Consider the following 13416-nt stretch of genomic DNA (forward strand, 5'->3'; position numbering starts at 1 on the left):
GATCGGACGCGTCGAGGGTGGCGGGGACGTTCACGTGTGGGGCCGTGGCCTCCAACAGGGCGGGGGCGCGGGCGGCAGCGCCCGGGGCCTCCGCCTTTCCCGCGGGCCGCGGTGAACGAGGGGCGCGGGGAACTGCGCGAAAAGCGACCACCGGCCCGCAGGCCGAACACGCACCGCCACCACCCCAGGGGCGCGGGGAACTGCGCGAAGAGCGACCACCGGCCCGCAGGCCGAGCCCACACCCGAGCCCCGAATCCCGGCGGCCCCGCCCAGGATCGGCGGCCCCGCCCGGGATCAGCCCCGCCCGACCCTCGCCGCCCGCGCCACCGCGACCACGGCCTTCTCCAGGGCGTACTCGGGGTCGTCCCCACCACCCTTGACCCCGGCATCGGCCTCGGCGACGGCCCGCAGCGCCGTCGCCACCCCGTCCGCGGACCAGCCGCGCATCTGCTGCCGGACCCGGTCGATCTTCCAGGGCGGCATGCCCAGGTCCCGCGCCAGATCCCCCGGCCGGGCGCCCCGCGGTGCCGAGGCCAGCTTGCCGATGGCCCGGACCCCCTGCGCCAGCGCGCTCGTGATCAGGACCGGCGCCACCCCGGTGGACAGGGACCAGCGCAGTGCCTCCAGGGCCTCCGCGGCCCGCCCCTCCACGGCCCGGTCGGCCACGGTGAAGCTCGACGCCTCCGCCCGGCCCGTGTAGTAGCGGCCGACGACGGCCTCGTCGATGGTGCCCTCCACGTCCGCGCACAACTGCGCGGCCGCGCTGGCCAACTCCCGCAGGTCACTGCCGATCGCGTCGACCAGCGCCTCCGTGGCGGCCGGCGTCGCGGACCGCCCCAACGTGCGGAACTCGCCCCGCACGAAGGACAGTCGGTCCGCCGCCTTGGTCATCTTCGGACAGGCCACTTCGCGGGCCCCCGCCTTGCGGGCGGCGTCCAGCAGGGCCTTGCCCTTGGCCCCGCCCGCGTGCAGCAGCACCAGCGTGATCTCCTCCGCCGGCGCCCCCAGGTACCCCTTGACGTCCTTCACGGTGTCCGCCGACAGGTCCTGCGCGTTGCGCACGACGATCACCTTGCGCTCCGCGAACAGCGAGGGGCTGGTCAGCTCGGCCAGGGTGCCCGGCTGGAGCTGGTCGGGAGCCAGGTCGCGGACGTCGGTGTCGGGGTCGGAGGCACGGGCGGCGGCCACCACCTCCCGCACGGCGCGGTCGAGCAGCAGCTCCTCCTGGCCCACCGCGAGGGTGAGCGGGGCGAGCGGATCGTCGGTGGGGTTCTTCCTCGTGGCCATCGCGGTCCAGCATCCCACGCGGCGGTGACAGTGCACGAGAATGATCCCCGTGAACGCTCGACACGTATTGGTACTGCCCGACCGCGACGCCGCCGAAGAGGTGGCCGAGGAGGTCTCCGCCCGCTTCGGCCCGGCCGAGGAACCCCAGCTGTTCCGCGACGCCCTGGCGGGCGAGGACGACGCGGAGGACGCCCAGTGGCTGGTGGTCGTCGAGGACCCCGACGGCCGGTTGGACCCGGCCGCCCTGGACGCCCTCGTCGCCGACCACGACGGCTGGCTCGAAAACGACTGACCGCCCGCCCCGCCCGACCGCCGACACCGCCCGTCGCGGGGGCGGCGAACGGCGCTCGAAGCCTCTCGGCCGCGGCCCCTCCTCAGGTCTTCCGGACCGCCTGCACGTCGAGGACGATCTCCACCTCCGAGCCGATGGCCCGTACCCCGTGGGCCAACACGGACTGCCAGGTCAGGGCGAAGTCCTCGCGCTGGAGCACGGCGGAGGCCCGACAGGCCGCCCGGGTCTCCCCCTCCAGTCCGGTGCCCAGCCCCAGGTACTCGGTGTCCAGGGTGACCGAGCGGCTCACGCCGTTCAGGGTGAGCGCACCGGCCACCGCCCACCGGCTGCCGGTGCGGTGCATGAACCGCTCGCTGTAGAACTCGATGGTCGGGTGCCGGGCCACGTCCAGGAAGTCCGAGGACCGCAGGTGCTCGTCCCGCATCCGGACCCGGGTGTCGATGCTCGCCGCGTCGATGATCACGTGCATGGAGGAGTCCTCCATGCGGTCCGCGACGCGCACCGCCCCCGCGAAGCTGTTGAACCGGCCGTGGATCCGCGCGATCCCGAGGTGTCGGGCGGTGAAGCCGACGGCGGAGTGCGCGGGCTCGATCTCCCAGTGCCCCGGCCGGGGCAGCAGCGGCGGGTCCACCGCTTCCAGCACCACTTCCCCGGGGCCGGTGGGTCCGTCCGCCGTGACCGGCACCGTGCCCCGGTACGGGGCGAAGCCCTCGGCCGTCACCTCCAGCCGGTACCCGCCCTCCGGCATCCCCGCCGTGAAACCCCCGTAGGGATCCGTCTCCCCACTGACCACCGGACGCCCGATGTGGTCCGTGACCTCGCACCGGGCCTGCCGGACCGGTTGCCCGAACCCGTCGAGGACCCGGCAGCCGAGCCACCCCGCCCCGGGAAGGTCACCGGTCCCTCCGGTGGTCTCGTTTCCGGTCGTCTCATGCCCCCGCCGGCGACCGAACATGTCGGCTGCACCCCCGTGCTGTCTGAAGTCTCCGCCCTCTGGCGAAAACGCATTCGATCATGCTGTCGAGATCCGGGCAAACGGACCCGCCGGTGCCGCCCCGAAGCCACCGCTCGGAGTTGCGGACCACTGCCCACCACCGCCACCGCTCCGTCGGTGTCGGTCCTCAACACCCGTGCGCCCAGGGCCTCCAGGAGCCCCAGGGTGCGGGGCGCGGGATGCCCGTACCGGTTCTCCGCGCCGACCGGTACGAGCGCCAGCCGTGGCCGGACCCGGGCGGCCAGCTCCGGATCCTGGCGGGCGGACCCGTGGTGCGCCACCTTCAGCACGTCCACCGGCCCCGGCTCCGGACCCTCCCTCAACAGGGCCTGCTGGGCGGCCGGTTCGAGGTCCCCCAGCAGCAACAGCCGGACACCGCCCGTGCGCACGAGCAGGGCCACGCTGGCGTCGTTGGGATTCGTCCCCGGGAGCGGTGCGGCGGGCGGCCACAGCACCCGCCACTCCGCGGGGCCGGCCCGCCGGGCCTCCCCCGCGACGGCCGGGACCACGGGCACCCCGGCGGCGGCCGCCGTCCTGTGGACCGTCCGGGCCTGCGGGGCGGGCTCCTGGAGTCCGGTGGTCTGGATCAGCCCGACGGAGCGGCCCCGCAACACCCCCGCGAGTCCCCCCACGTGGTCCTGGTGGAAGTGGGTGAGCAGCACCATCGGTACCCGGGTGACGCCGAGCATGGCCAGGCAGCGGTCCACCGGGCCCGGTTCGGGTCCGGTGTCCACGACCACGGCCGCCCCCGGCCCGGCCGCGATCACCCCGGCGTCCCCCTGCCCGACGGCGCACTGCACGTACCGCCAGTCCGGCGGGGGCCAGCCCGTCAGCACCCGGGTCAGCGGCACCGGCCGCACCACGGCCACCAGCAGCGCCAGGGCCGCGACCGCGCACACCAGGCGGTGCCGCGGCAGCCGCCCGGCTCCGTGGACCACCGCCAGGGTCAGGACCACCAGCAGGGCCCCGCCCGCCACCCCGCCCGGCCAGGCCGCCTCCGCCCCCGGCAGCCCCGCCCCGGTCCGGGCCACCGCCGCGATCCAGCCCGCCGGCAGCCCCGCGCACCAGGCCAGGGCCTGTGCGGCGGGCAGCCACACGGCGGCCGCCGCGAGGGCCGCGAAGCCCAGCACCGTCGCGGGACCGGCCGCGATCTCGGCGAGCAGGTTGCAGGGCACCGCGACCAGGCTGACCCGGGCCGCGAACGCGGCCACCACGGGCGCGCAGACGGCCTGGGCGGCCAGCGCCGCCGCGAGCGGCTCGGCCAGCCTCGGCCGGACGCCCCGCCGCCGCAGGGCGAGGCTCCAGCGCGGCCCCAGGGTCAACAGGGCACCGGTGGCCAGCACCGACAGCAGGAAGCCGAGGCTGCGGGCCAACCACGGGTCGAGGAGGACCAGCAGGAGGACCGCCGCGGCCAGCGCGGGGAGCAGCGAGCGGCGCCGCCCCGTCCCGATGGCGAGCAGGGTGACGGCCCCGCAGGCGGCGGCCCGCACCACGCTCGGTTCGGGCCGGCACACCACCACGAAGGCCAGGACCAGCCCCGCCCCGCACAGGGCCGTGCCGCGCAGGGACAGCCCGAGCCGCGGCGCCAGCCCGCCCCGCTCCGTCCGCGAGGCCGCCCCCGGCGGACCGATGAGCAGGAAGAGCACCACGGTGAGGTTGGAGCCCGACACGGCCAGCAGGTGCACCAGGTCGGTGGCGAGGAACGCCGCGTACAGGTCCTCGGGCACCCGTGAGGTGTCGCCCACCACGAGGCCCGGCAGAAGCGCCCGGGCGTCCGGCGGCAGCCCCTCGGTGGCGGTGCGGAGTCCGGCCCGCAGGGATCCGGCCGCCCGTTGGAGGGCGTTCGGACCGGCGCGCACCGGCGGGGGCCCGTCCCCGCTCACCCGGACCACCGCCACGGCCCGACCGGCCGCGTCCGTCGGCGGGGCCAGCCGGGCGCCGACCCGCACCCGTGTCGACGGCAACAACCGCTCCCATCCCGGGTGCCGGGCCAGGACCAGCACCGGGGTGCGCACCTCGGCCCGCGTGCCCGCCGGCCCCTCGACCCGCAGCACCCGGGCCTCGACCAGCACGGCGGGAGGACCCGAACGGGTGCGCCGCGCGTCGGAGGTGACCTCCAGCTCCACCGTCACCCGCGCCCGGGCCTCCGCGAGCGCGGCCACCGGCCCGCTCCGGGCCTGCGCCGCGTGCAGCCCCGCCGCCGCGGCCCCGGCCGCCGCGCAGAGCAGCACCGCCGCACCCGCCCCGGCCAGGCCCCGCCCCGCTCCCGTCCCCGTCGTCCGAACGGCCCCACCGGCCGGACCGGCCCGACCGGTCCTGTCGTTCCGGCTCCGAACGCCCGCCACCAGCAGTGCCCCGGCACCCAGCAGGCACCCCGAGACCCCCAGGGCCACCGCCCCGGCCGCCGCCCCGAGGGCGAGGGCCGCGGCCGCCCAGGCCGCCAGGGCGGGCACCACCAACCGGAGGTCCGCCGGGCCTTCCCCGTCCGGTGCCCGCGGCCGGGCCCGAGCGGTCGGCCCCGTGCCGCCCGCGGGCGCCCGAGCGGCGCCGGCGACGGCACGGGCCGCCGACACCCCGGTCACGGGGTGACCAGCTTCCGCAGCTCCGCGAACCGGCGGTCGCCGATCCCGTCCACCTGCCGGAGGTCCTCGACCGAACGGAAACCCCCGTGCGCCGTACGGAACTCCACGATGTGCCCCGCCAGGACCGGCCCGACCCCGGGCAGCCCGTCGAGCTGCTCCACCGTGGCCGTCCCGAGGCTCACCGGCGCCCCGACCCCGCCCGGACCGGCCGGGCCTCCACCGCCCCCGGGCAGCGGCTCCCCGCCGGGCGGAGCGGGCAGCCCCACCCGGACCTGTTCCCCGTCCACCAGCACCCGGGCCCGGTTGAGCCCGGTCAGATCGGCCCCCGGCCGCACCCCGCCCGCCGCGGCGAGGGCGTCCTCGACCCGGGAACCGGCCGGGAGCCGTCGGACCCCGGGCAGCCGCACCCGACCCGCCACGTCCACCACGATCCGGGCCGCCGGGGAGGGCGTCGCCGCCGCTCCCGCGACCACGACCCGGGGCGCGGCCACCGGTCGGGGCCGTCCGCTCCACAGGTGGTGCACGGCCAAGCCGACGGCCAACAACAGCACCAGGCCCACCGCGGCCACGCCACGGGGCCGCACGGCGCACCGGGCCTGGAGCCACACCGGCAGCCGGTCCCGCAGCGCCTCCCCCAAGGCCCGGCCCCCGGACGTCGCGAGGGGGACCGGAGCCGGCTCCCGTGTCCGTCCGCCGTCCTGTCCACCCGGCGGCCCGCCGGGTGGTTCTGGTCCCGGTCCCTGTCCGGGTCCGGGTCCTGGTCCGGGCCGGACCCCCGCCACCATGCGTTCGGCGCGCTGCCGGACGACCGCGGCCACGAGATCCGGCAGCCGCCCGCGCCGTCCCCCCTCATCTCCGCGACCGTGTCCGCGCTCATGTCCACGAGCAGGTCCCCGCCCACGTCCACGGACATGTCCGCGGTCGTGCCCGCCGTCGTACCCACGCTCGAACCCGAGCTCGTGCCGCTGTCGAAGAGTCATGCCCCGAAGCTAGGCGGCGGGCCGGACTTCCCGCTCGGACCGGCAGGTTCCGGTGGACAGCGGGCCTCTTGTGGAAAACCGCCTCACCCCTTCGAGGGACGGAACCCCGCCCGACGCGGCTACCTCGGCGAGACCACCACGGCGAGCAACCCCGGCCCGGTGTGCGCCCCGATCACCGCCCCGACCTCGCTGACGTGCAGCTCGCCCAGGGCCGGGACCCGCTCGCGCAGGTGCCCGGCCAGCCGCTCGGCGCGCTCGGGGGCGGCCAGGTGGTGCACGGCGATGTCCACGCTGCCCGCGCCGGCCCGGTCCACGGCCAGCTCCTCCAGCCGCGCGATGGCCTTGGAGGCCGTCCGCACCTTCTCCAGCGGCTCGATCCGCCCCCCGTCCAGCTGGAGCAGCGGTTTCACGGCGAGCGCGGAGCCGAGCAGGGCCTGGGCCGCGCCGATGCGCCCACCGCGCCGCAGGTAGTCGAGGGTGTCCACGTAGAAGAAGGCGGACATGCCGGCGGCCCGCTTCTCGGCGGCCGCGACGGCCTCGTCGACGCTGCCGCCCGCCTCCGCGGTCTCGGCCGCGGCCAGGGCGCAGAAGCCGAGGGCCATCGCCACCATGCCGGTGTCCACCACCCGCACGGGTACCGGGGCGGTGGCCGCCGCGAGGACGGCCGCGTCGTAGGTGCCGGAGAACTCGGCGGAGAGGTGGAGGGAGACGATGCCGGTGGCCCCGGCCTCGGCGGCCTCGCGGTAGGCGCGGACGAACTCCTCGGGGCCGGGCCGGGAGGTGGTGACCGGGCGGCGCTTCTGCAGCGCCAGGGCGAGGGACCGCGCCGAGATCTCCGTGCCCTCCTCCAGGGCCTCGTCGCCGAGGACCACGGTGAGCGGGACGGCGGTGATACCGTGCCGCCGCATCGCCTGTCGGGGCAGGTAGGCCGTGGAATCGGTGATGATCGCGACATGGCGGGACATGAGCGGGAGGTTACCGGGAGGCGGCCACCGGCGGCAGCCCGGACCAACGGGTGGTCCGAACACATCCCCTAAGGGACCCCTGCCTCCCGCCCCCGGGTCGGCCCCCGCGTGACGCCGGCCCCTGTCGGCAGGCCGCCACCAGGGGAAACCGGCGGGCACGGGCACCGGGCCGCGCCCGTCCGGTCGGCAGGGCCGCCCCGGTGCGGAGGCGCGGGCCCCCGCCCCGTGCCCAGTACACCCGTCGGGCCCCGTCCGGCGACGGGGTGGACGGGGGCACCGTCTCAGACGGTGCCCTCCGGGCGGGGGGTCTTCTGCCAGGGATAGGGGGTGTTCCACTGCGCCCCGGGCGCGTCCAACGCGGGCTGCGCCGCGGCGGGGGTGCCCTCCGCTCCGGTGTGGGCGGGGCCGGGAGCGCTCGTGCCACGGGCCTCCCCGACGGCCGGGGAGCCCTGGGCGGTGCCGGTGGCGGGCCCCTCGTGAGCGGGTCGGGACCAGTCGCGCAGGGCCCCGGACTCCATCTCCACCTCGGTCATCAGGTGGGCCAGGTCCTGGTCGGCGAACTGCCGGGCCCGGTCCCGGGCCGCCCAGCGGAGCGAGTCCGCGGCGCGGGTGAGCTGCGCGGTGCGCTCGCGGAGCTCGGGCAGGGCCTGGGAGACCCGGCTCTTGTCCGGGTCCCGCTCCAGGCGTCGCAGTTCCTCGTCCAGCTCGTGCCCGTGCGCGCTGACCCGCGCGAAGAGGCTGAGGGACTCCCGCAGCGAGGCGTCCTGTCGGGCGCCCTCCTCCAGGGCGGTCTGGGTGGCCCGCATCGAGGTCCGCAGGTCCAGACGGAGCTGGGCCAGGGAGCCGCCGACGCCGACCTGGCCGAGGCTGCGGGCCTTCAGGGTGGTGTCCTCGACCGTGCGGCGGGCTTCGGCGAGGGTCCGGTCCACCCCGCGCTTGGCGGCGCCGACCGCCTTGACGGTGGCGTACGCGCCGAGGCCGAGCACGGCGAACAGCATCAGCAGCGCGAAGACGATCAACGCCGTGACCTCCATCGGATTCCCTTCCCCTGGCCCGGTGTGCTCCGTGTCCCTCCACCGTAAACGGAAGGGGCAGGTCGGTGGTTCCCTCGGAACCCCCAACCTGCCCGTACGGGTTCTCCCCTACGCCGGGGGAGAACCCGCTCCGTCGGAGCGGCCGGTCCGCCGTCCGAGGACGGGGCCGGACGGCCGTCAGATGACGATGTTGACCAGCTTCGGCGCGCGGACGATCACCTTGCGGATCTCCGCCCCGCCCAGGGCGGCGACCACGGCCGCGTCGCCGACGGCCAGCTTCTCCAGCTCCTCCTCGGAGATCGCCGGCGGCACCTCCAGGCGGGCCTTGACCTTGCCCTTGACCTGGACCACGCAGGTGACGGTCTCGTCCACCACGTAGGCGGGGTCGGCGACCGGGAAGTCCTGGTGGACCACCGAGTCGGTGTGGCCCAGTCGGTGCCACAGCTCCTCGGCGATGTGCGGGGCCAGCGGGGCCACCAGCTTGACCAGGGGCTCCGCGACCGAGCGGGGCAGCGGGCCGCCCGCCTTGGTCAGGAAGTTGTTCAGCTCGGTGATCTTCGCGATGGCGGTGTTGAAGCGCAGCCCCGCCAGGTCCGCGCCGGCCCCGTCGATGGCCTTGTGCAGCGCGCGCAGGGTGTCCTCGCCAGGCTCGGCGTCGGTCACCGTGACGGCGCCGGACTCCTCGTCGACGACGTTGCGCCACAGGCGCTGCAGCAGCCGGTACTGGCCGACGACGGCGCGGGTGTCCCAGGGACGGGACACGTCCAGGGGGCCCATCGCCATCTCGTACAGGCGCAGGGTGTCCGCGCCGTACTCCTCGCAGATCTCGTCGGGGGTGACGGCGTTCTTCAGGGACTTGCCCATCTTGCCGTGCTCGCGCTTGACCTGCTTGCCCTCGAACCACCAGGCGCCGTCGCGCTCTTCGACCTCGGCGGCCGGGACGTACACACCGCGCTCGTCGGTGTAGGCGTACGCCTGGATCATGCCCTGGTTGAACAGCTTGTGGAACGGCTCCGCGGAGGAGACGTGGCCCAGGTCGAACAGCACCTTGGACCAGAAGCGGGCGTACAGCAGGTGCAGCACCGCGTGCTCGGCGCCGCCGACGTACAGGTCGACACCGCCGTGCGGGGCGCCCTCGCGGGGGCCCATCCAGTACTGCTCGACCGCCGGGTCCACCAGGCGCTCGGAGTTGTGCGGGTCCAGGTAGCGCAGCTCGTACCAGCAGGAACCGGCCCAGTTGGGCATGGTGTTGGTCTCGCGGCGGTACCGGCGGACGCCCCGGCCGTCGCCCAGGTCCAGCTCCACGTGGACCCAGTCCTCGCGGCGGGACAGCGGGGTCTCGGGCTGCGAGGCCGCGTCGTCGGGCTCGAAGGTGCGCGGCGAGTAGTCGTCGACCTCGGGCAGCTCCAGCGGCAGCATGGACTCGGGCAGCGGGTGCGCGATGCCGTCCTCGTCGTAGACGATCGGGAAGGGCTCGCCCCAGTACCGCTGACGGCTGAACAGCCAGTCGCGCAGGCGGAAGTTGACGGTGCCCTCGCCGATGCCGCGCTCGGTCAGCCAGTCGGTGATGGCGACCTTGGCCTCGGTGACGCCCAGCCCGTCCAGGCTGATGCCGTCGTTGGCGGAGTTCACCAGCTTCGCCTCGTGGGCGACGAAGGCGTCCTCCCAGTCGGCGGTGTCGGTGCCGCGGCCGTCGGTGGGCTCGACGACGCAGCGCACCGGCAGCTCGAAGGCGCGGGCGAACTCGAAGTCGCGGGAGTCGTGGGCGGGGACGGCCATGATGGCGCCGGTGCCGTAGCCCATCAGCACGTAGTCGGCGATGAAGACGGGGACCTTCTCGCCGCTGACCGGGTTGACCGCGTACTCGCCGGTGAAGACGCCGGTCTTGTCCTTGGCCTCGGCCTGCCGCTCCACGTCGGACTTGGCGGCGGCCTGCTTGCGGTAGGCGGCGACGGCCTCGGCGGGGGTGGCGTGGCCGCCGGTCCACACGGCGTGGGTGCCCTCGGGCCAGGCGGCCGGGACGAACTTCTCCACCAGCGGGTGCTCGGGCGCCAGCACCATGTAGGTGGCGCCGAACAGGGTGTCGGGGCGGGTGGTGAAGACGGTGACGGCCTCGTCGCCCAGCGCGAAGTCCACGCGGGCGCCTTCGGAACGACCGATCCAGTTGCGCTGCTGCAGCTTGATGGCCTCGGGCCAGTCCAGCTCGTCCAGGTCGTCCAGCAGGCGGTCCGCGTAGGCGGTGATCCGCATGTTCCACTGGCTCAGGCGGGACTTGAAGACGGGGAAGTTGCCGCGCTCGGACCGGCCGTCGGCGGTGACCTCCTCGTTGGCCAGGACGGTGCCCAGCCCGGGGCACCAGTTGACCGGGGCGTCGGAGGAGTACGCCAGGCGGTGGCCGTCCAGGACGGCGGCGCGCTCGGCCTCGGTCAGCGCGGCCCAGTCGCGGCCCCCGGGGACCTCACGGGTGCCGTCGGCGAACGCGGCGACCAGCTCGGCGATCGGGCGGGCCTTCTTCGCCTCGGTGTCGTACCAGGAGTTGTAGATCTGCAGGAAGATCCACTGGGTCCACTTGTAGTAGTCCGGGTCGATCGTGGCGAAGGAGCGGCGCTTGTCGTGGCCCAGGCCCAGCCGACGCAGCTGCTTCTTCATGTTCTCGATGTTGGCCTCGGTGGAGACCCGGGGGTGCGTGCCGGTCTGCACGGCGTACTGCTCGGCGGGCAGGCCGAAGGCGTCGAAGCCCAGGGTGTGCAGGACGTTGTGGCCGGTCATCCGCTGGTGGCGGGCGAACACGTCGGTGGCGATGTAGCCCAGCGGGTGGCCGACGTGCAGACCGGCGCCCGAGGGGTACGGGAACATGTCCATGATGAACTTCTTCGGCCGCGCGGCCACCGCGGGGTCCCCGGCCAGGTCGCCGGTCGGATTGGGCGCCTCGTAGGTGCCCTCCGCGTCCCATACGTCCTGCCAGCGTGCCTCGATGTCGGCGGCCATGGCAGCCGTGTAACGGTGCGCCTCGGCCGCCTCGGGGGCCGGGCTGTTCGTCTCGCTCATGATTCCTACAAGCTCCATCGATCGTCTCTGCCGTCTCTGCCTGCCCCAACGAAAAAACCCCTCGCACAGGAGGGGACGCCGCGCCGATGCCGGCCTGGGGATACCGCAGGCCCGGTACTGATCAGCGCGGCTCGGTAAGCAGAAGACGTACGGCACGCATGGCGCCAGGGTACCGCAGGGGCCCCGACGGCCGCGCGGACGACCGCACAACGAGAAGCGGGCCACCCGATCCGGGTGGCCCGCTTCTTCACTGTGGAGCTAAGGAGAATTGAACTCCTGACCTCCTGCATGCCATGCAGGCGCTCTACCAACTGAGCTATAGCCCCTTGCCTGTGTCGCTCGGGCCCCTTCTCGGTTTCCCTTGCCGGTTCCCCCTGGCGACACCCAGAACATTACACGGACCCGGCCGGACTCCAAAATCGGTTTCCGTGGGGGGTCGTTTGTCCGGTTCGTCGGTCTTGGTCGGCCCTCGACCGCGCCCCCGGACCCACCGTCAGGCGCTGGCGAACTGGTAGAACCGCTTGAGCGTGCAGTGCTCGTCGAGGAGGCGGCCGTAGATCGGCTCCCCCTCCAGTTCCCGGTACGTCTCGATCGGGTCGCCCTTTATGATCAGCGCCCGCGCGCATTCCTCGCACCAGTACTGGTAGTCGTGGTTGACCGGATCCATGTCCCGCACGATCGGCGTCCCGTTGTCGCACCAGTCGCACCGGCGCCGGTGTGCACCCATCCCTCAGCGACTCCCTCCCGCTCCGGGCCGTCGACTCCCCCTCCGGCCGTCCGATTCTGCCATGCCGGAAGCAGCTCGTCAGGGGGAAGAAAAAGCAAGGATCCCGCCCCCTGTTGGGGACGGGATCCTGATTGTGGAGCTAAGGAGAATTGAACTCCTGACCTCCTGCATGCCATGCAGGCGCTCTACCAACTGAGCTATAGCCCCGCAGTTCGCTTGTTTCCCGCTGTTTCCTGCGCTCTTCGCTGCGAACAAGAAGAACTCTAGCCTGCGATCGACCCGAAAGTGAAATCCGGGTCGGCGGCCCCTCCGGGGGGCCGTCCGGACCCGGTCCCAGGGCCTCAGTCGTCGTCGCCGAGCACCGGCTCGGGGAGGGTGCCGGCGTTGTGCTCCAGCAGCCGCCAGCCCCGGGCCCCTTCGCCCAGCACCGACCAGCAGCAGTTCGAGAGCCCGCCGAGGCTCTCCCAGTCACCGGGCGCCAGACCGAGCAGTCGTCCGATGGTGGTGCGGATGGTGCCGCCGTGACTGACCACGACCAGCGTGCCGCTCTCGCCGAGGGCCTCGACGTGCCGGAGGACCACGGGGGCCGCCCGGTCGGCGACCTCGGTCTCCAGCTCGCCGCCGCCCCGGCGGACCGGCTCCCCGCGCTTCCACGCGGCGTACTGCTCGCCGTACTTCTCGACGATCTCCTCGTGCGTGAGGCCCTGCCACTCACCGGCGTAGGTCTCCCGCAGCCCGGAGTCGTGGGTCACCGTCAGGCCCGTCACCTCGGCCAGCTCGGCGGCCGTGGCCGCGGCCCGCTTCAGGTCGGAGGCCACGATGGCGTCCGGCCGCAGCGAGGCCAGCAGCCGGGCCGCGCGGCGGGCCTGCGCCACGCCCGCGTCGGTCAGCTCGATGTCCGTGGAGCCCTGGAAGCGGCGCTCCAGGTTCCACGAGGTCTGTCCGTGCCGCCACAGGACGATCCGGCGGCCGGGCCTGGTCGTGCTCAGAACAGATCACCGTCCAGGTCGTCGTCCCCCTGGGCGGCGCGCAGCTTGGCGTGCTCCTCGGCCTTGCCCTTGGTGAGCTTGGCGTCCTCGGGCAGCTCGATCTCGGGGCAGTCCTTCCACAGCCGTTCCAGGGCGTAGAAGACCCGCTCCTCGCTGTGCTGGACGTGGACGACGATGTCGACGTAGTCGAGCAGGATCCAGCGGGCGTCGCGGTCGCCCTCGCGGCGGACCGGCTTGGCGCCGAGCTCCTTGAGGAGCTTCTCCTCGATCTCGTCGACGATGGACTTGACCTGGCGGTCGTTGGGCGCCGAGGCCAGCAGGAAGGCGTCGGTGATCGACAGCACGTCGCTGACGTCGTACGCGATGATGTCGTGCGCGAGCCGGTCGGCCGCGGCCTGGGCGGCGGCGGTGATGAGCTCGATGGAGCGGTCCGTGGCGGTCACAAGCCATGCTTTCGGGTCGGAGGGCAGATCCCTCCAAGGGTCTCATGTACTGCCGACGCCGCCCGCTCGGAAGCC

General features: G+C 74.4%; 11 protein-coding genes and 2 tRNA genes. 1 reads left to right on the forward strand and 12 read right to left on the reverse strand.

The window, feature by feature from the left end:
* Positions 1-294: 294 nt before the first annotated feature.
* Positions 295-1287, reverse strand: a complete 993-nt coding sequence (gene holA / locus ABTZ17_RS23440) for a DNA polymerase III subunit delta (RefSeq protein ID WP_352197653.1) — start codon at positions 1285-1287, stop codon at positions 295-297.
* A gap of 40 nt (positions 1288-1327) precedes the next feature.
* Between holA and ABTZ17_RS23445 the strand changes: the two genes are divergently transcribed.
* Entirely contained in the window at positions 1328-1579 is a 252-nt protein-coding gene (locus ABTZ17_RS23445) for a hypothetical protein (RefSeq protein WP_352197654.1), read from the forward strand.
* Positions 1580-1661: 82 nt separating this feature from the next.
* On the opposite strand, the gene ABTZ17_RS23450 is transcribed toward ABTZ17_RS23445, so the two are convergent.
* The 11 genes from ABTZ17_RS23450 to rsfS form a co-directional block, all read right to left on the reverse strand.
* Entirely contained in the window at positions 1662-2384 is a 723-nt protein-coding gene (locus tag ABTZ17_RS23450; protein WP_502994807.1) for a YceI family protein, read from the reverse strand.
* Positions 2297-5026, reverse strand: a complete 2730-nt coding sequence (locus tag ABTZ17_RS23455; protein ID WP_502994808.1) for a ComEC/Rec2 family competence protein — start codon at positions 5024-5026, stop codon at positions 2297-2299. The genes ABTZ17_RS23450 and ABTZ17_RS23455 overlap by 88 nt, the downstream gene beginning before the upstream one ends.
* A 125-nt stretch (positions 5027-5151) precedes the next feature.
* Positions 5152-5793 carry a ComEA family DNA-binding protein gene (locus ABTZ17_RS23460; RefSeq protein ID WP_502994805.1) on the reverse strand — a complete coding sequence of 214 codons (642 nt, stop codon included), beginning with the start codon at positions 5791-5793 and terminating at the stop codon, positions 5152-5154.
* 461 nt (positions 5794-6254) lie between these two features.
* Positions 6255-7100, reverse strand: a complete 846-nt coding sequence (locus ABTZ17_RS23465) for a DegV family protein (protein ID WP_352197655.1) — start codon at positions 7098-7100, stop codon at positions 6255-6257.
* Between the two features lie 281 nt (positions 7101-7381).
* The gene (locus ABTZ17_RS23470) at positions 7382-8134 is read right to left on the reverse strand and encodes a hypothetical protein (RefSeq protein WP_352197656.1); all 753 of its coding nucleotides are present in this window, start codon (positions 8132-8134) and stop codon (positions 7382-7384) included.
* A gap of 177 nt (positions 8135-8311) precedes the next feature.
* A complete protein-coding gene (gene leuS, locus ABTZ17_RS23475; protein ID WP_352197657.1) occupies positions 8312-11182 on the reverse strand; it encodes a leucine--tRNA ligase in 2871 nt (956 codons plus the stop codon).
* 253 nt (positions 11183-11435) lie between these two features.
* Positions 11436-11508: transfer RNA gene (locus ABTZ17_RS23480), tRNA-Ala, on the reverse strand.
* Between the two features lie 167 nt (positions 11509-11675).
* The gene (locus tag ABTZ17_RS23485; RefSeq protein ID WP_352197658.1) at positions 11676-11909 is read right to left on the reverse strand and encodes a hypothetical protein; all 234 of its coding nucleotides are present in this window, start codon (positions 11907-11909) and stop codon (positions 11676-11678) included.
* A gap of 134 nt (positions 11910-12043) precedes the next feature.
* A tRNA-Ala gene (locus tag ABTZ17_RS23490) sits at positions 12044-12116 on the reverse strand.
* A gap of 134 nt (positions 12117-12250) precedes the next feature.
* Positions 12251-12898, reverse strand: coding sequence for a histidine phosphatase family protein (locus tag ABTZ17_RS23495; RefSeq protein WP_352197671.1), 648 nt, complete (start codon positions 12896-12898; stop codon positions 12251-12253).
* Complete coding sequence (gene rsfS, locus ABTZ17_RS23500; protein WP_352197659.1) at positions 12895-13341, reverse strand: ribosome silencing factor; 447 nt, start codon at positions 13339-13341, stop codon at positions 12895-12897. The genes ABTZ17_RS23495 and rsfS overlap by 4 nt, the downstream gene beginning before the upstream one ends.
* Positions 13342-13416: the final 75 nt, after the last annotated feature.

Origin of the sequence: Streptomyces sp. NPDC097619 (assembly GCF_040302735.1) — a bacterium.
Classification (GTDB): domain Bacteria; phylum Actinomycetota; class Actinomycetes; order Streptomycetales; family Streptomycetaceae; genus Streptomyces.